Below are 17,820 nucleotides of genomic sequence, written 5' to 3'. Positions count from 1 at the left end.
CTCCTAGCCCGGATGCCCATCGACCCGTGCCTGCCACAGCATCGGGCCATACCGCCACAGGTACAGGCCGAGCCCGAGGGTCCAGCACACACCCGCCAGCCACAACGCGGCCATCGGCAACAGCAGGACCAGCACCACCCGGCACACACACGCCAGGTTCAGCAGCCCAAAGGCCAGGGTCATCCCGACCGGCGGCTGCAACGGGCGGCCGGTGTGGCCCAGGCTGACGCGGGCGATCATGCCCAGGATCAGCCCGGCCATGGCGCCGATGGTCAATGCATGCACGGCCAGGCTGGGATTGAGCGGCGCGCCGAAGTGCCACAGCGCCATGCCCAGGCAGGCCACGGCCAGCCAGGCATACGCCAGGTGCAATGACCACAGCAACGGCACGCGCCAGAGGCCGCGATCATGCCAGCGGACCAGGCGCACCAGGTGCCCCAGCCCGAGGGCGGCGAACAGCAGGCCGATCCACAGGTTGGCGCCCAACGCGGGCCCTGCGGCATACAGCACGGCGATCAGCAGCGAGCCGCCAAGCAACATAAGGTCTAGCCACACCCAGGGTTTGACCGCTTCGACCCGACCCAAACCGCGCTGGGTGAAAAACGGAATCACCCGTCCGCCGATCAAGCCCATCATCGCCGCCACCAGCCACAGGCCTGTGAGCACCGCCTGGCGTTGCAGGCCTGGGTCATTGCGCAGCAAGCCATACAGCGACAGCGCATCAGCCACGGTCAGCAGCGCCAGCACCAGCACAATCGGGTAATTACGCTTCTGTCTTACCTGCCAGAGGGTCCAGCCCATCACGCCGGCCACGGCCAGGGGAAAGGTCAGCTCCAGCACCGCCAGCAGCGGCCAGTGCAGGTTGAACAACCAACCCAGGCGCGCCGCCAGCCACACGCCGGCAAGCAGCGCCAGGGCATTGCCGCTGATGCCTGGGCGACCGGTCCAGGTCTGCACTGCCGTGAGCAGGAACCCGGCGATGATCGCCAGGCCGAAGCCGAACAGCAGCTCATGGCGATGCCAGGCCAGCCAGCCGCCAGCGGGTTGCCAGGTGCCGAGGTGCCCGCCCAGGGCCAGCAGCCACAGGGGGATTGCCAGCGCTGCCAATACACAGGCGCCGAGAAAGAATGGCCGGAAGGCCAGGCGAAACAACGGGGTAATCGACATGGCCTTGCGCCGATCGAGCACTTGCATGACACGGTCTCCCTTCAGGACTGCGGCAATCTTGCGCCGATACCTGCGTGTTGCCCTTGTCGTAGATCAAGTCGCTATCGGGGCCAAGGGATTACCCTCGCGCCTATATCCACACCGCACCCCGGAGCCATGATGAAAAACGCCTATGTCCCCCTCGCCTGGTTTGTGATCCTCGGCTCCATGCTGGCCGCCGCCAGCGGGCTCTCGCTGGTGCTGGTGTGAACGCCCCGCTGCTGTTCAAGGAACCTGGCATGGTGCTGCATCGCGTGCACCACCAGATCCTGCGCAGCCATCACCTGTTCGAACCGCTGAACGACGAAGAACTCGACGAGCTGATGGGCAACAGCCAGTTGCTCAGCATCGACAAAGGCGAGCCGCTGTTCCGCCAGGGCGAATCGGCCGATGCGTTTTACTTCGTGATTGCCGGTGCGGTGAAGATCTACCGTTTGACCCCCGACGGCCAGGAGAAGGTCTTCGAAGTGATCGGCGAGCGCCAGACCTTCGCCGAGGCCATGATGCTGATGGACACCCCCAACTACGTGGCCTGCGCCGAAGCGGTGTGCCCCACCCAGTTGTACCGTTTGTCCAACGCCACCTACATGCGCCTGCTGCACAGCAACAGCCGCCTGACCTTCGCCCTGCTCGGCACGTTGTGCGTGCGCCTGCACCAGCGGGTCAACGAGATCGAGACCCTGTCGCTGAAAAACGCCACCCTCCGCGTGGTGCGCTACCTGCTGACCCAACTGATGCGCCTGCACAGCACCGGCGCCACCTTCGAACTGCCGATGGCCAAGCAGTTGATTGCCGGGCATCTGTCGATCCAGCCGGAGACCTTTTCGCGGATTATCCGGCGCCTGATCGATGAAAAGATCATCACCCAGGACGGACGCCAGATCGCCATTCTGGACCGGCTGCGCCTGGAGCAATTCGAGTGAAAACCTGCCTGTATTGCCAGCAGCGCAATGCCGACAAGCACCAGCAGTGCACGGATTGCGGCATGGCCCTGCCCGCCTCGGACGCCGGCGTACAGGCCCTTCGCTTGCGGCGTTTCCAGTGGTTCTGCCTGGGCCTGACGCTGTTTTGCATCGCGATGTTCTTCTGGTTGCCGCGCGACTTCTACTGACCCTCGGTCAGTTGCCGATACAACTGGGGCAAGCGCAGCGGCAACTGCTCCGGCCGGCGGATCAGGGTGTAGCCATGGGCACCGAACATGTAGGGCAAGTAGTCCCCGGCCTGTTTGTCGATGGTGATGCAGAACGGAATCAGGCCCTGGCGCCGCGCCTCGGCCACCGCCTGGCGGGTGTCTTCGACCCCGTAGCGGCCCTCATACAGATCCAGGTCATTGGGTTTGCCATCGGTCAGTAGCAATAACAACTTGCGCCGCTGTTTGCACGCGCCCAGCAACTGGGTGGCCTGGCGAATCGCGGCGCCCATGCGTGTGTAGTACCCCGGCTTGAGGGCCTGGATGCAGCCGCGCGTGCGGTCGTCATAGACTTGCTCGAAGGTCTTGAGCTGGTGCAGGCGTACCTGATGGCGGCGCAGGGACGAGAAGCCATACAACGCAAACGCATCCCCCAGCCCGGCCAGGCTTTCGCCGAACAGCAACAGGCTGTCGCGGATCACGTCGATGACCTTTTGCTCGTCGTTCAAATGCGCGTCGGTGGACATCGACAGGTCCGCCAGCAGCAGGCATGCCAGGTCGCGTCGGGTGTGACGTTGCTCCTGGTACAAGCCGCGTTCGGTGCAGGCGCCATGTTGGCGTTGCACCTGGAAATCCACCCAGGCTTGCAGGTCCAGCTCCGCGCCCTGGGGTTGCCGGCGCAGCCATTGGCGGTCGGTGCGCAGCTGCTGGAATTGACGGCGCAGGCGCTGGGCCGGGCCGAGTAATCGGGCCGGTAACGGTTGCGGTGCATCGGCACGTGGCTGCATCCGTTGCAGATTGACGAAACCGGGTCGAAGGCATTGTTGGCGGTAGTCCCACTCGGGCAGCTTGATGCCCTCGCCGAGGGGGATGTCATCCACATCGGCGGGCGGCAGGTCGAGGTGCAGCTTCAAGCCGCCACTCTTGCGCACGCGCTGGCGCGACAGGCTCAACTGGTCGAGGTCTTCGGCGACGCGGGCGGCGTCCGGGTCCTCACTGTCGTCGGCCCAGCGATCGAGGTCGACGTGCTCGCTCCAGCTGAACAGGTTTTCCAGGCGTACCACCAGCAGGCCGCCATCACGGCTGTGATCATCCACACGGCTGGCGCGTTTGGGCGCGCCCTGCTGCTCCCCGGACGGGGTGGCGAGGTCGTCGGTGTCGTCTTCAAGATCGAGGGCCTGGGGCGTGTCCAGGTGCAACGGCGGGTACAGCCATAAGGGCAACGGCCAGGCGGCGCGTTCGCTGCGGGGTAAATGGCGCACGCTGCCGGGCTCGCGCAGGGCCTTGCGCAAGGCTTTTTCAAGGGCGGCTTCAGCGGGGCTCAGGCTGGCGGGGTCGGGGCGCAGCGGGATATGGGCGTCCACCAGGCGCTGGTAGCTGGGCAGCAGCGCCGGGTAGCGTTGCAGCAGCAGCCAGGTCCAGCGCTGGTTGTCCCGGGCCCAATGGTTCATGGGGCCTGCATGGGCGGCCAGCAGCGCCAGCCAGCGGTACAGCTCCCGGTTCAACGCGACCGTGGGGTACACCGCCAGGCTCGACGGCAGGCGCAGACGGTTACCATCGCAGGAGGCCAGGGGTGCATGCTTGCAGGTGCCGGCGATGCGCATCAACAGGTTGCGGCGCAGCAGCAGGTCGCGTTCGCTGGCGGCTTCGAGGGCGATCCCGCTGGCACCGCCCAGGGCGCGAAACAATACGGCGAGGCTGCGCTGGCGGTCGACCAGCTCGACCCGCGCGTGCGGAAAATCGACGCTGGCGCGGCGGGTGATAAAGCGGTGCCAGGCACTGCCGACCCATTCTTCCAGCTCAAGGGTGAAGGCCATGGGAGGGGCTCCAACTAGTGGGTATTCGACGGGTACACTGCGGTGCAAATGTGGGAGGGGGCTGCTGCGCAGCCCAGCGCGGGGCAAGCCCGCTCACCACAGCAAGCCGGCTCACCACAGCGAGCCCGTTCACCACAGCAGGCCCGTTTGCCACAGCAAGCCCCCTGCCACATTTGCACCGCGTTACTTCAATGGACGATCGGTACCGGTGCTCCAGCCGTCCGGGCACGTTGCCGGAAGCTGCACAGGTAGCAGACCAGCCCGAGCAGGAACACCACCCCACTGACCAACCGCGCCCAGAACAGTCCCTGCAAATGCTCCACCGTGGCCATGAACGGCAAGGCCACCCCATCCACCTGCCAGCGTTGCAGCCAGACTTGCACGGCCCCGGCGGCGGTGAGGAACAGCGTGATCATCACCATCGACAGCACCATCATCCAGAAGCCCCAGATCTCGAGGGTCTGCGAACGCGCGTCCGGCGCTTCACCGATACCGCGCAGGCGGGGCATGGCGTAGCTGATCAGGGTCATCACGATCATTGCGTAGGCACCGAAGAACGCCAGGTGCCCGTGGGCGGCGGTGAGTTGGGTGCCGTGGGTGTAGAAGTTGACCGGTGCCAGGGTGTGCAGGAAACCCCACACGCCCGCGCCGAAGAACGCCGTGACCGTGGTGCCCTTGGCCCACAACGTGGCCGCGCGGTTGGGGTGCTGGCGCCGACGTTGCTTCACCATGGTGAAGGCGAACATCACCATCGCCAGGAACGGCAGCGGCTCCAGGGCCGAGAAGATCGAACCGACCCACAGCCACACTTCAGGCGCACCGATCCAGAAGAAGTGGTGACCGGTGCCGATGATCCCGGTGATCAAGGCCATGGCGATGATCACGTACAGCCATTTCTCCACCACTTCGCGGTCGACGCCGGTGACCTTGATCAACACGAAGGCCAGCATCGAGCCCATGATCAGCTCCCACACGCCTTCGACCCAAAGATGCACCACCCACCACCAGTAGAACTTGTCCCGCGCCAGGTTGCCGGGGTTGTAGAAGGAGAACAGGAAGAACACCGCGAGGCCGATCAGCCCGGTCATCATGACCATGCTGACGGTGGTCTTGCGGCCCTTGAGCAGGGTCATGCCGATGTTGTACAGAAAGCCCAGGCACACCACGACGATGCCCATTTTAGTGATGGTCGGTTGCTCCAGGAACTCGCGCCCCATGGTCGGCAGCAGCTCGTTGTGGGTCAACTTGGCCAGCGCGGCATACGGCACCAGCAGGTAGCCGAGGATGGTCAACACCCCGGCGGCAGCGAACACCCAGAACAGGACGATCGCCAGTTTCGGGCTGTGCAGCTCGCGTTCGGCCTCCTCGGGCACCAGGTAGTAGGCCGCGCCCATAAAGCCGAACAGCAGCCACACGATCAGCAGGTTGGTGTGGACCATCCGCGCCACGTTGAAGGGGATCAACGGGAACAGAAAGTCGCCGATGACGTATTGCAGGCCCATGATCAAACCGAACAGCACCTGACCGAGAAACAGGATCAAGGCGAACACAAAGTAGGGTTTGGCCACGGCCTGGGATTGGAATTTCAAGTATGGATTGGCACTGCGCATGGCTCAGCCCTCCTTGTTCGGTGGCCAGTTATTGGTATTGATCTTCGAGCTCCATTTGAGGAACTCGGCCATATCGTCCACCTCCTGGTCGCTGAGATTGAATTGCGGCATGGCCCGCCGCCCCGGTACACCCAGGGGCTGCATCTTCATCCAGGCATGCAGGAACGGCTTGAACCCTTCTTCGCCGCCCCGGCGCTTGAACACATTGCCCAGCTCCGGCGCGAAATAAGCGCCCTCGCCCAGCAAGGTGTGGCAGCCGACGCAGTTGTTGCGCTCCCAGACGCCCTTGCCGCGAACGACGGATTCGCTGAGTTGGTCGACGTTGCTGCGGGCGGGAAAGGTTTGTTCGGTGTGGTAGGTCAGGGCCAGGAAAATCAGGAAGAAGAACACGCTTCCTCCGAAGTAGATATTCCTGGCCATGCCCTTGGTGAAGGTCTCTGACATGGTCGCTTCCTCATTGCTTGGCCAGGGGATGATAGGGAGGTGGGGGGTGGAAACTGCTTGATGGCGATCAAGAAATGTTGATGGTTTTGGTGGGGTATTTTTTTTTGGGGGGGGTTGGGTTGGGTTGGGTACATATCCGTTATTTAGGTAACGGCGGCCTATGGTTCCGCTCTTACAGCGGGTCACTTTGGAAAAGAGCCGGAATGCCGGCCCAGCCCAAAGTAACCAAAGGGCTCTTGCCCCAACACTCGGTGCCTCGCCTAGGCTCGGCATGCCCGAACGAAGGCTTGAATCCGTGGGCCGCCGTCATGGGCCATCCTTGGCCCAGGACGGCTAACCCGGCGTCCTGCCGGGTTACCCACGGATTCAAGCCTGCGTTCGGCCAGCGTGTTTGACGGGGCGCCCAGGATCAAGATCAAAAGCCAGAGCAAAAGCAGAGCAAAAGCAGGCTGAGGCCTACCTGCTGGATGGAGATCCAAATGTGGGAGGGGGCTTGCTCCCGATGAGGGAGTGTCAGTTGATGGATTTGGTACTGACCCACTGCAATCGGGGGCAAGCCCCCTCCCACATTTTTTACCGAGTACATCAGACCCAACACCGGTCGGCTCTAAGGCCGTTGCGGCTTGGATTTTGATCTGGAGTGAGGGCATACCGAGCCTCGTAAGCAGCCGCTACGCAAATAACGGATATGTACTCAGTAAAGCGACCACAACCCCCCCCCACCCCAGCATCAAAAATCTCCACAACACTGGCCCACGCCGCAATTCCATAAACCCATCAACAATCACCCACCCCTTGAGCACCGCCAGCAACAACACCCCCCACCACAACCCGGATGCCCCCGTCAGCACAGTGCCAACGCTCAGCACCACCAACATCAGCCAACACAGGATCAGCGTCTGGGAACCCGTCATACACACCTCAGCGAATCACATAGACCAGCGGAAACAGCACCACCCACACCAGATCCACCATGTGCCAATACAGCACCCCGGATTCCAACCCGCTCAAGCCAGGCACCCGGTAAACCCGCTGCCAACAGCGCAACGCCAGCCATCCCAGAATCAGCATGCCCAGCAGCACATGCAAAAAGTGAAACCCGGTAAGCATCCAGTACAAGGTAAAAAACGTGTTGCGCTCAAGTCCGAGCCCGAGACTCATCAGGTGCGAGTACTCGCCAAGCTTGATCCCCACATACACCAGCGCCACCAACAACGCCCCCCACAACAAGCAAGCGCCCCGACGCGAATGCCCCAAACGCACCTGCTGCACCGCCAACGCGGCCAACAAGCCCGCGGTCAGCAGGCTCAAGGTCATCGCCAACCCGGTCGAGGTATCCAGCTGTGCGCGCCCGGCGGCAAACAGCTCGGGCTTGAGCGCCTGGGTCACGGCAAACGTGAGGATCAGAAGCGCGAACACCGACAGCTCGGCGAGGATGAAAAACCACATCGCCAGGTCGCCTGGCAGCCGGCGCGGTTCAGGCAAAGTGCACATCCACCACGTCCATCAGCGCGGCGACGGTCTGCGGGTCGTCGCTCAGCGGTTCGGCCAGGCACGCCAGGCAGGCTTCGCGTGGGCTCATGCCGGCGCCGATCAGGCGGGCGGTGAAGATCAGCAGCCGGGTGGAGGCCACCTCCTCCAGGTCATGCTGATCAAGCCGACGCAGCGCCTGGCCCAGGCGCACGACCTGGGCGGCCAGCGCCACATCCACACCGGCCTCGCGGGCGACGATGCGTTCCTCGTCGGCCACCGGCGGGTAACCAAAACGCATCGCCACGAAGCGCTGGCGGGTGCTGGGTTTCATGCCCTTGAGCAGGTTCTGGTAGCCGGGGTTGTACGACACCACCAGCATGAACGACGACGGCGCCTTGAGCACTTCGCCGGTGCGTTCCAGGAACAGTTCGCGGCGTTCATCGGCAATCGGGTGCAGCACCACGGCGGTGTCCTGGCGCGCTTCCACCACTTCGTCGAGGTAGCAGATCCCGCCTTCGCGCACGGCGCGGGTCAGTGGGCCGTCCTGCCACCAGGTGCCGTCGGTGCCGATCAGGTGGCGGCCGAGCAGGTCGGCGGCGCTGAGGTCGTCGTGGCAGGCCACGGTGTACAGCGGCAGGTTCAGGCGGTGCGCCATGTGCTGCACGAAGCGCGTCTTGCCACAGCCCGTGGGGCCTTTGATCAGCACCGGCAGGTGGTGGCGCCAGGCGTGTTCGAACAGCTGCTGTTCGTTGTCCTGCGGTTGGTAGAAGGGCTCGGTCATCACGCGTACTCGCAACGGGTTCGGCCCCCACGCTAAGGGCCCCTGCGACAACCTGGCAAGCGCGTACAACGGCAAACTTGATCGCCGTCAAGCGAGCCTTGCGCCACTGCAACATAGTCTTGCCTGGCACTAAGAACCTGCGCTCTACCCCGCCTTCGCCGGGCATCGCAAAGGTCTTGCCTGAGGAGATATGGAATGCTGACTCGCAACAGAAAACCCTGGGTCCTGAGTCTTGCCAGCCTGAGCTGCGCCCTGGCCCTCGCATTGCCCATCAACGCTCATGGCGACGCGCCGACCGGGATGGTGAAAAGCCCCGGCGCGCCGGATATGAGCCAGGCGGAGTTCGACGCCTCCAAGCAGATTTACTTCGAACGCTGCGCCGGCTGCCACGGCGTGTTGCGCAAAGGCGCCACCGGCAAGCCGCTGACCCCGGACATCACCCAGGCCCGCGGCCAGGCTTATCTGGAAGCGCTGATCACCTACGGCTCCCCGGCCGGCATGCCCAACTGGGGCACGTCCAATGCGCTGACCAAGGCGCAGATCACCAGCATGGCCACGTTCATCCAGCACACCGCGCCCACCCCGCCGGAATGGGGCATGGCCGAAACCCTCAAGACCTGGAAAGTGCTGGTCAAGCCCCAAGACCGGCCGAAAAAACAACTGAACACCCTCAACCTGCAAAACCTGTTCTCGGTCACCCTGCGCGACGACGGCAAGATCGCCCTGGTGGACGGCGACACCAAGCAGATCATCAAGCTGATCGACACCGGCTACGCCGTGCATATCTCGCGTATCTCCGCGTCTGGCCGCTACCTGCTGGTGATCGGCCGCGATGCCAAGATCGACATGATCGACCTGTGGCCCCTGGAGCCGACCAAAGTCGCCGAGATCAAGGTGGGCATCGAGGCCCGCTCGGTGGAGACTTCGAAGTTCAAGGGCTATGAAGACAAGTACGCGATTGCCGGCTCCTACTGGCCGCCGCAGTTCACCATCATGGATGGCGAAACCCTGGAGCCCAGGCAGATCGTGTCCACGCGGGGCATGACCGTCGATAAGCAGGAATATCACCCCGAACCCCGCGTGGCGGCGATCATCGCCTCCCACGAGTGGCCGGAGTTCATCGTCAATATCAAGGAAACCGGCAAGGTGATGCTGGTCAATTACCAGGACATCAAGAACCTCACCATCACCACCATCGACGCCGCGCCGTTCCTGCATGACGGCGGCTGGGACAGCACCCACCGCTACTTCATGACCGCCGCGAACAACGCCAACAAGGTCGCGGTGATCGACTCCAAGGAGCGCAAGCTCACCGCGTTGGTAGAGGTCGGCAAGACCCCGCACCCCGGCCGTGGCGCCAACTTCAATCACCCAAAATACGGGCCGGTATGGGCCACCAGCCACTTGGGCGACGGCGGTATTTCGGTGATCGGCACCGACCCGGTCAAGCACCCGCAATACGCCTGGAAACAGGTGGAATCCCTCAAGGGCCAGGGCGGCGGTTCGCTGTTTATCAAGACCCACCCCAACTCCCATCACCTGTATGTCGACACCACCCTCAACCCCGACGCCAAGCTCAGCCAGTCAGTGGCGGTGTTCGACATCAACCAGTTGGACAAGGGCTACACCGTGCTGCCGATTGCCGAGTATTCGGGCATCAAGCAAGGCGCGCTGCGGGTGGTGCAACCGGAATACAACAAGGCCGGTGACGAGGTGTGGTTCTCGGTGTGGAACGGCCAGACCGAAGAGTCGGCGCTGGTGGTGATCGACGACAAGACCTTGAAGCTCAAGCAAGTGATCCGCGACAAGCGCCTGATCACGCCGACCGGAAAATTCAACGTCTACAACACCCAACACGACATTTATTGAGCCCCATCAACACGAGGTCACCGAATGAAAAATACTCTCCTCGCACTGCTGGCATCCGCCGCTGCGCTCAGCCTGCAACCGGTATTGGCACAAGACGGCCCGGGGTTGTTCAACAGCAAACCCTGTGTGGGCTGCCACACGATCGACAGCAAACTGGTGGGGCCGGCCTTGAAGGACGTCGCCGCCAAGAATGCCGGTGTGAAAGACGCGGCCACGACTCTGGCCAGCCACATCAAGAACGGCAGCCAGGGCAACTGGGGGCCGGTGCCGATGCCGCCGAACCAGGTCACCGATGATGAAGCCAAGGTGTTGGCCGATTGGGTCCTGACCTTGAAATAAGCACAAGGAGCACGCCATGCAAGCATCGATGATCGGTACGGCCATGGCGCTGCTCCTGCTGATTCCCGCGCGGGCAGCGGCCACCCCGGACGCTGCCCGCCTTGAACACCTGTTGACCCAGGATTGCGGGGCCTGTCATGGCCTGCACCTCACCGGCGGCCTGGGCCCGGCCCTCACACCGCAAGCCCTCGCCGACCACAGCCGCGACAGCCTGATCGCCACCGTGACCTACGGCCGCCCTGCCCGCGCCATGCCCGGTTGGGGCCCGCTGCTGAGTGCCGGCGATATTGCCTGGCTGGTCGACCGCCTTTTGCAAGGAAGCCCCCCACCATGATGCGTCCTACCCTGTTATCCCTGTGCCTGTTGCTGGGTGCCTGTGCCCAACCCGCGTTGCGCGGCAGCGGCGACCTGGGCCTGGTGATCGAACGCGCCAGTGGCAGCGTGCAGATTATCGAGAGCACCGGCATGACCGAACTGGCCCGTATCGAGGGGCTGGGCGACCTGTCCCACGCCTCGGCGGTGTTTTCCCGCGACCAGCGCTATGCCTACGTGTTTGCCCGCGATGGCGGGCTGACCAAGATCGACCTGCTGCGCCCACGCATCGAGCGGCGCATCGTCCAGGGCGGCAACAGCATCGGCGGCGCCATCAGCCAGGATGGGCGCCTGATCGCCGTGTCCAATTACGTGCCGGGCGGGGTCAAGGTGTTCGATGCAGAAGACCTGACCCTCATCGCCGACATCCCCGCGACCGCCATGGCCGATGGCAAACGCTCGCGGGTGGTCGGCCTGGTGGATGCGCCCGGGCAGCGCTTCGTGTTCAGCCTGTTCGACACCGGCGAGATCTGGAGCGCCGACTTCAGCCACGGCAACCCGCCGCGCATCACCCGCTTCAAGGACGTCGGCGAGCAACCCTATGACGCGCTGATCACCGCCGACGGCCGCTACTACATGGCCGGGCTGTTCGGTGAAGACGGCATGGCCCAGCTCGACCTGTGGCACCCGGAGCGCGGCGTGCTGCGTGTGCTCAAGGACTATGGGCGCGGCCAGGCCAAGCTGCCGGTGTACAAGATGCCCCACCTGGAGGGCTGGGCCGTCGCCGATGACCAGGCGTTCGTGCCGGCGGTGGGGCGTCACCAGGTGCTGGTGATGGATGCACGCACCTGGCAGCAGACGGCGGCGATCCCGGTGGCCGGGCAGCCGATCTTTGTCACTGCGCGCCCCGACGGTCGCCAGCTGTGGGTCAACTTCGCCTACCCGGACAACGACCGGGTGCAGGTGCTCGACACCGAAACCCACCAGGTGGTCGCCGACCTGCGTCCCGGCCCCGGCGTGTTGCACATGGAATTCAGCGGGCGCGGCGAGCAGCTGTGGCTGTCGGTGCGCGACGGCGAACAGTTGCAAGTGTGGGACCCGTACCGCCTGACCCTGCTGAAAACCTTACCGGCCAAGAGTCCCAGCGGGATTTTCTTCAGCCTGCGCGCGCAAAAAATGGGGTATTGAAATGGACCTTGATTCGCTCAGCCAGCAATTGATCGAACGCTTCCAGCACGGCATGCCGCTGTGCGCCGAGCCCTACCGCGAAATGGCCCAGGTGCTGGGTTGCAGCGCGGCCGAGGTGATGGCCTGCCTGCAACGCCTGGAACTGGCCGGCGCCTTGTCGCGCATCGGCCCGGTGTTCGAACACACCCGCGCCGGCGCCAGCACCCTGGCCGCCCTCGCGGTACCGATCGAGCGTCTGGAACAAGTGGCCGCGCGCGTCAGCCAGTACCCGGAGGTCAATCACAACTATGCCCGCGAGCACCGTTACAACCTGTGGTTCGTGCTCACCGGTCCCCACCGCCAGCACTTGCAGCAAATCCTTGATGAGCTGGAGCAAGACACCGGCCTCACGCCCCTGGACCTGCCGATGCTCACGGCCTATCGCATCGACCTCGGTTTCCCCCTCGAAGCAGGAGAAGCCCCGCACGTAGCAGCTGCCGAGCCTTGGCGAGGCTGCGTCAGCAGTGGGTCAGACACACCGCAAACGCAGCCTCGCCAAGGCTCGGCAGCTGCTACGAGAGATTTTTTTGAGGTGGGTAGTTTGGGAGAGCAGCCGTGATCGCGCCACTGAACCACGAGCAGATGCTCGACCTGCGCCAGTGCCTGGAGCGCGGCCTGCCCATCGTGCCACGGCCCTACGACGAGCTCGCCGAGCAGATTGGTGCCCACCACGATCAGGTGCTGCAACAGATGCAGCAATGGCACGACCAGGGCCTGTTCCGTCGTGTCGGCCTGGTGCTCAATCACCGCGCCCTGGGCTATGTGGCCAACGCCATGCTGGTGCTGGATGTGCCGGATGCGCTGGTCGATGAAGTCGGTGCACGCCTGGGCCGCGCGCCCGGCGTGAACCTGTGTTACCAGCGCCCACGGCGCCTGCCGCAGTGGCGCTACAACCTGTTCTGCATGGTGCACGGGCGCGAGCGCGCGGTGGTCGAGGCGCAGATCCAGGCGTTGCTGGAGCGGCATCTGCTCAGCGACCTGCCCCACCAACTGCTGTTCAGCACCCGCGCCTTCAAGCAATGCGGCGGGCGTTTCGCGCCGCCGCCGTCACAGGTATGGGCCCATGGATGAGCTGGATCGACAACTGATCAACCGCCTGCAACACGGACTGCCGCTGGTGCGCCAGCCGTGGCAGCAGGTGGCCGAGGAACTGCATTGCCCTCCGAGCGAACTGCTCGACCGCCTGCACGACTTGCTCGAAGACGGCATGCTCACGCGCTTCGGCCCGATGTTCGATATCGAGCGTCTCGGCGGCGCTTTCACCCTCGCGGCGCTTGCCGTACCCGAGGCGCGCTTTGACGCGGTCGCCGAGCAGCTAAACGCCCTGCCCCAGGTGGCCCATAACTACCGCCGCGAACACCGCTGGAACATGTGGTTCGTGCTGGCCTGCGCCACCGCGCAGGAGCTGGCCGATACCCTGTCGCGCATCGAGGCCCTCACCGGGCTGGCGGTGCTCAACCTGCCGAAGGAGCACACCTACCATGTCGGTCTGTATTTCCCGGTCTGACAACACCCTGGCCCTGCAGCTGGTCGCCCTCACCCAAAGCGGCCTGCCGCTGGTGGAAGACCCGTGGGCCTGGCTCGCCGAGCAACTGGGCATCAGCGTCGAGTCGACCCTCGACCTGCTCAAGCGCCTGCAGGCCGAAGGCGCGATCCGGCGTATCGCAGCGGTGCCCAACCACTACCGCCTGGGCTATCGGCATAACGGCATGACGGTGTGGGACGTGGCCGATGTGCACCTGCCGCGCCTGGGAGAACTGCTCGGCGCCCAGCCGTTTGTCAGCCATTGCTACCGTCGCCCCCGGCGCCCGGACTGGCCCTACAACCTGTTCGCCATGGTGCATGGCCGCAGCCGCGAAGAAATCGACAGCTACCGCGAGCACCTGCGCTTCCTGCTGGGGAATGCCTGCCGCGCCGACGAGATGCTGGTAAGCAGCCGCATTTTGAAAAAGACCGGCCTGCGCCTGACGCCGGCGCACTCAAAGGAATAGCCCATGCTGCGAATCAGTCAGTACCTGCGTACCCTCGCCGGCCAATGCCCGCCGCCGCGCACCTCGCCCCCTGGCAGCGAACGGCCGCCGGTGGTGATCTGGAACCTGCTGCGGCGCTGCAATCTCACTTGCAAGCACTGCTACGCCACCAGCGCCGACAGCGTGTTTCGCGATGAACTCGACACCCCGGCAGCATTGCGGGTGATCGACGATTTGCACGACGCCGGGGTTCGCGTGTTGATCCTGTCCGGGGGCGAGCCGCTGCTGCGCGAAGACCTCTTCGAGCTGAGCGCCTATGCCCGTGACAAAGGTTTTTTCGTCGCACTGTCGACCAACGGCACGCTGATCGATGAGCACAACATCCAGCAGATCGCCGACGCGCGCTTCGACTACGTGGGCATCAGCATCGACGGCCTGGAGGCGACCCACGACGCGTTTCGCCAACTGCACGGCAGTTTCCAGCGCTCCATGCACGCCATCCGCCTGTGCCGCGAAGCCGGGATTCGCGTGGGCCTGCGCACCACCCTGACCCAGGACAACCATGGGCAGCTGCCGCAGTTGCTGGCGCTGATGCGCACCTATGACGTGCAGAAGTTCTACCTGTCGCACCTCAATTACAGCGGGCGCGGCAAGCGCAGCCGCCAGCTGGATGCGCACCGGCAGATGAGCCGCGAGGCCATGGCGCTGATTTTCCAGCAGGCCTGGAGCGATATTCAACACGGCGTGGACAGCGATTTCGTCAGCGGCAACAACGACGCCGACGCCGTGCTGTTGCTGCAATGGGTGCACCAGCACCTGCCCGAACATTACCCGCAGCTTGAGCACCTGCTGCATGCCTGGGGCGGCAATGCTTCGGGCAGCGGCATCGCCAATATCGACAACACCGGTGAGGTGCACCCGGACACCTACTGGTGGCAGCAATCGGTGGGCAATGTGCGCAACACCACCTTCCGCCAACTCTGGCTGGAACAGCCCGCCCCGTTGCTGCTGCGCCTGCGCGAACACCCGCGCAGCATCGGCGGGCGTTGTGCCGAGTGCCGCTGGCTGGCGATCTGCAACGGCAATACCCGCACCCGCGCCTGGGCCGATGGCGACCTGTGGGGCCCGGACCCCGGTTGCTACTTCAGCGACGCCGAGATCGCGCGCCAGCCCCTCAACCTGATCCCTTGCTCGACTACCCGGTGACACAACCGAGGGCCGCCTACCTGATGATGAACCAAGGACGTCGCATGCACACTTCAACTGCCCACTCCTCCACTGGCCTGCCGGCCAGTCTGCACAGCCCCTTGCACCCCGGCGAAGTCGCGTTGGTGGGCGCCGGCCCCGGTGACCCGCGCCTGCTGACCCTGCGCGCCTGGAGCCTGTTGATGCAGGCCGACGCCGTGGTGTTCGACCGGCTGATCAGTGCCGAACTGCTCGCACTGATCCCGCTGACCTGCGCCCGTCATTACGTGGGCAAGGCCAGCGGTTGCCACAGCCTGCCCCAGGATCAACTCAATGAACTGCTCGCCGAGCTGGCCGACCAGGGCCAGCGGGTGGTGCGCCTCAAGGGCGGCGACCCGTTTATCTTCGGGCGCGGCGCCGAGGAGCTGGAATACCTGCTTGCGCGCGGTATCCCGTGCCAGGTGGTGCCGGGCATCACCGCCGCCTCCGGCTGCAGCGCCTATGCCGGTATCCCGCTGACCCACCGCGACCTGGTCAATTCGTGCCGCTTCGTCACCGGCCACCTGCAACGCGACGGCGCGTTGAAACTGCCATGGGCCAGCCTGGCCGAGCCGAGCCAGACCTTGGTGTTCTACATGGGTCTGTCGAACCTGGCACTGATCGCCGAGCATCTGGTGGCGGCCGGTTTGCCCGCAGACACACCGGCCGCCCTGATCAGCAACGGTGCGCGCGCCGATCAACAGGTGGCCCGTGGCACCCTGCGCCAGTTGCCCACCCTGGCCGCCGACTGCGAACCCGGCGTGCCGACGCTGACGGTGATCGGCCACGTCGTCAACCTGTTTGCCGACGCCGCCCTGCACTTCCCCGCCAGCCTGGCACCGGCCCGTGAAGCGGTGGCGGTATGAAGCGCCTGCTGCTGGTGCCGCTGCTCTGGGCGACGGCCGCACACGCTACGCCAGTGCAGGATTACCGCCAGTATTGCGAAAGCTGCCACGGGCTTAATCGCATCGGCGCCAGCGGCCCGGCGCTGCTGCCGGAGAGCCTGGGGCGGATCAAGCCGGATGAAGTGCGCAAGGTCATCGAACAGGGCCGGCCCGCCAGCCAGATGGCGGCGTTCAGTGCGCAATTGAGCGCTGCGCAGATCGATGGGCTGGCGCAGCTTCTGCAACAGCCGCCTGACTCACCGGCGACGTGGAACGAGCATGACATCCGCAACAGCCACAGCGTGCTGGCGGACCTGCGCCAATTGCCGACCACACCGCAGCATCACGCCGACCCGCTCAACCTGTTTGTGGTGGTGGAGTCCGGCGACCATCACATGGATATTGTCGATGGCGACACCTTTGCCGTGCTGGACCGTTTCCCCACCCACTTTGCGGTGCACGGCGGGCCGAAATTCTCCCCGGACGGACGCTTTGTGTACTTCGCCTCGCGGGACGGCTGGATCAGCCAGTACGACCTGCACAACCTCAAGCTGATCGCCGAGATCCGCGTGGGCCTCAACACCCGCAACCTGGCGGTGAGCAAGGATGGGCGCTGGGTGCTGGCGGGCAATTACCTGCCGGGCAACCTGGTGCTGCTGGATGCCCGCGACCTGTCGCTGGTCAAGACCCTGGACACCGGCTCACGGGTCAGTGCGGTGTACACCGCGCCACCGCGCAACAGCTTTATCGTCGCGCTCAAGGACGTGAACGAGGTCTGGGAATTGCCCTATGCAGATGCCCGCCCCAGTTTCGAGCCCCGGCGCATCCAGGCCCAGGATGTGCTCGACGACTTCTCGTTCTCGCCCGATTACCGCCAATTGATCGCCACCTCCCGCAAGGCCGGCGGCGGCCAGGTGATCGACCTGGACAGCGGCCGTGTGGTCACCGATATCCCGCTGTCCGGCATGCCGCACCTGAGTTCCGGGACGTATTGGCAACGCAACGGGCAATGGGTGTTTGCCACGCCGAACATCAGCAAGGGGCAAATCTCGGTGATCGACCTCAAGACCTGGACCCTGATCAAACAGATCCCCACCCTCGGGCCGGGCTTTTTCATGCGCAGCCATGTGAACTCGCGCTATGTGTGGAGCGACGTGTTTTTCGGGCCGGACAATGATGCGATTCACCTGATCGACAAGCAGACCCTCGAGATCGCCCACACCCTGAGGCCAGTGCCGGGCAAGACGGCAGCCCATGTGGAATTCACCCGGGATGGGCGGTATGTGTTGCTGAGCATCTGGGCCACGGAGGGGGCGTTGATTGTGTATGACAGCCAGACGCTCGAGGAGGTGAAGCGTATCCCTATGAATAAACCGTCGGGTAAGTACAACGTGGGCAATAAGGTGGAGTTTGCGGAAGGGACATCGCATTGAGCGCGGTCAAAAAAATGTGGGAGGGGCGGTGCGACGATTCGACTTGCCCCCTCCCACATTTGATCGCGGTTGGCAGGTAGAAAGTGGCCCGGCTGTAGATCT

General features: G+C 64.4%; 19 protein-coding genes and 1 pseudogene. 13 read left to right on the top strand and 7 right to left on the bottom strand.

Annotated elements, in window-relative coordinates; translation table 11 throughout:
• Positions 1–3: 3 nt before the first annotated feature.
• A complete protein-coding gene (locus tag BM416_RS28200; protein ID WP_092490169.1) occupies positions 4–1,194 on the bottom strand; it encodes an NnrS family protein in 1,191 nt (396 codons plus the stop codon).
• 251 nt (positions 1,195–1,445) lie between these two features.
• On the opposite strand from BM416_RS28200, the gene BM416_RS28195 reads away from it, so the two are divergent.
• On the top strand, positions 1,446–2,129 hold the full coding sequence (locus tag BM416_RS28195) for a Crp/Fnr family transcriptional regulator (protein WP_092490186.1): 684 nt from the start codon (positions 1,446–1,448) through the stop codon (positions 2,127–2,129).
• Positions 2,126–2,317 (top strand): protein DnrP, encoded by a 192-nt coding sequence (locus tag BM416_RS28190; protein WP_092490168.1) that lies wholly within the window; start codon positions 2,126–2,128, stop codon positions 2,315–2,317. The genes BM416_RS28195 and BM416_RS28190 overlap by 4 nt, the downstream gene beginning before the upstream one ends.
• Here the strand turns inward: BM416_RS28190 and BM416_RS28185 are convergent.
• From BM416_RS28185 to BM416_RS28160, 6 genes are all read right to left on the bottom strand, one after another.
• Positions 2,311–4,152: a nitric oxide reductase activation protein NorD gene (locus BM416_RS28185; protein ID WP_092490167.1), complete on the bottom strand. Its 1,842-nt coding sequence runs from the start codon at positions 4,150–4,152 to the stop codon at positions 2,311–2,313. The genes BM416_RS28190 and BM416_RS28185 overlap by 7 nt on opposite strands.
• A gap of 188 nt (positions 4,153–4,340) precedes the next feature.
• Positions 4,341–5,762 (bottom strand): cbb3-type cytochrome c oxidase subunit I, encoded by a 1,422-nt coding sequence (locus BM416_RS28180; RefSeq protein ID WP_092490166.1) that lies wholly within the window; start codon positions 5,760–5,762, stop codon positions 4,341–4,343.
• A 3-nt stretch (positions 5,763–5,765) separates the two neighbouring features.
• Positions 5,766–6,206 (bottom strand): c-type cytochrome, encoded by a 441-nt coding sequence (locus tag BM416_RS28175; protein ID WP_074847069.1) that lies wholly within the window; start codon positions 6,204–6,206, stop codon positions 5,766–5,768.
• Positions 6,207–6,877: 671 nt separating this feature from the next.
• Complete coding sequence (locus tag BM416_RS28170) at positions 6,878–7,084, bottom strand: cytochrome C oxidase subunit IV family protein (protein WP_371856074.1); 207 nt, start codon at positions 7,082–7,084, stop codon at positions 6,878–6,880.
• 43 nt (positions 7,085–7,127) lie between these two features.
• Positions 7,128–7,700, bottom strand: coding sequence for a cytochrome c oxidase subunit 3 (locus tag BM416_RS28165; RefSeq protein ID WP_092490164.1), 573 nt, complete (start codon positions 7,698–7,700; stop codon positions 7,128–7,130).
• Positions 7,684–8,460, bottom strand: a complete 777-nt coding sequence (locus BM416_RS28160) for a CbbQ/NirQ/NorQ/GpvN family protein (RefSeq protein WP_065941877.1) — start codon at positions 8,458–8,460, stop codon at positions 7,684–7,686. The genes BM416_RS28165 and BM416_RS28160 overlap by 17 nt, the downstream gene beginning before the upstream one ends.
• A gap of 300 nt (positions 8,461–8,760) precedes the next feature.
• Here BM416_RS28160 and BM416_RS28155 point away from each other — a divergent pair, with 300 nt between their 5' ends.
• The 11 genes and pseudogenes from BM416_RS28155 to BM416_RS28105 all read left to right on the top strand — a co-directional run bounded on the left by BM416_RS28155 (position 8,761) and on the right by BM416_RS28105 (position 17,718).
• On the top strand, positions 8,761–10,329 hold the full coding sequence (locus BM416_RS28155; protein WP_256577597.1) for a cytochrome D1 domain-containing protein: 1,569 nt from the start codon (positions 8,761–8,763) through the stop codon (positions 10,327–10,329).
• A 24-nt stretch (positions 10,330–10,353) separates the two neighbouring features.
• Positions 10,354–10,668 carry a c-type cytochrome gene (locus BM416_RS28150; protein ID WP_092490162.1) on the top strand — a complete coding sequence of 105 codons (315 nt, stop codon included), beginning with the start codon at positions 10,354–10,356 and terminating at the stop codon, positions 10,666–10,668.
• A gap of 16 nt (positions 10,669–10,684) precedes the next feature.
• Entirely contained in the window at positions 10,685–11,002 is a 318-nt protein-coding gene (locus tag BM416_RS28145; protein ID WP_175539109.1) for a c-type cytochrome, read from the top strand.
• Entirely contained in the window at positions 10,999–12,168 is a 1,170-nt protein-coding gene (locus BM416_RS28140) for a cytochrome D1 domain-containing protein (RefSeq protein ID WP_092490161.1), read from the top strand. Before BM416_RS28145 ends, BM416_RS28140 begins: the two co-directional genes overlap by 4 nt.
• 1 nt (position 12,169) lies before the next feature.
• Positions 12,170–12,619: pseudogene (locus BM416_RS28135) on the top strand (Lrp/AsnC family transcriptional regulator); the annotation flags it as partial.
• A 143-nt stretch (positions 12,620–12,762) separates the two neighbouring features.
• On the top strand, positions 12,763–13,278 hold the full coding sequence (locus BM416_RS28130) for a siroheme decarboxylase subunit beta (protein ID WP_092490160.1): 516 nt from the start codon (positions 12,763–12,765) through the stop codon (positions 13,276–13,278).
• Positions 13,271–13,714 (top strand): Lrp/AsnC family transcriptional regulator, encoded by a 444-nt coding sequence (locus BM416_RS28125; RefSeq protein WP_092490159.1) that lies wholly within the window; start codon positions 13,271–13,273, stop codon positions 13,712–13,714. Before BM416_RS28130 ends, BM416_RS28125 begins: the two co-directional genes overlap by 8 nt.
• Positions 13,689–14,198 (top strand): siroheme decarboxylase subunit beta, encoded by a 510-nt coding sequence (locus BM416_RS28120; RefSeq protein WP_092490158.1) that lies wholly within the window; start codon positions 13,689–13,691, stop codon positions 14,196–14,198. Before BM416_RS28125 ends, BM416_RS28120 begins: the two co-directional genes overlap by 26 nt.
• A 3-nt stretch (positions 14,199–14,201) precedes the next feature.
• Positions 14,202–15,383, top strand: coding sequence for a heme d1 biosynthesis radical SAM protein NirJ (gene nirJ, locus BM416_RS28115; protein WP_092490157.1), 1,182 nt, complete (start codon positions 14,202–14,204; stop codon positions 15,381–15,383).
• Positions 15,384–15,427: 44 nt separating this feature from the next.
• A complete protein-coding gene (gene cobA / locus BM416_RS28110) occupies positions 15,428–16,267 on the top strand; it encodes a uroporphyrinogen-III C-methyltransferase (RefSeq protein ID WP_092490156.1) in 840 nt (279 codons plus the stop codon).
• Positions 16,264–17,718 (top strand): cytochrome D1 domain-containing protein, encoded by a 1,455-nt coding sequence (locus BM416_RS28105; RefSeq protein WP_092490155.1) that lies wholly within the window; start codon positions 16,264–16,266, stop codon positions 17,716–17,718. The genes cobA and BM416_RS28105 overlap by 4 nt, the downstream gene beginning before the upstream one ends.
• The last annotated feature ends 102 nt before the right edge of the window (positions 17,719–17,820 follow it).

Source organism: Pseudomonas sp. NFACC42-2 (assembly GCF_900116055.1).
GTDB lineage: Bacteria > Pseudomonadota > Gammaproteobacteria > Pseudomonadales > Pseudomonadaceae > Aquipseudomonas > Aquipseudomonas marginalis.
Note: the sequence above shows the minus strand (reverse complement) of the source record. Positions and strands in the feature narration are given on the sequence as shown.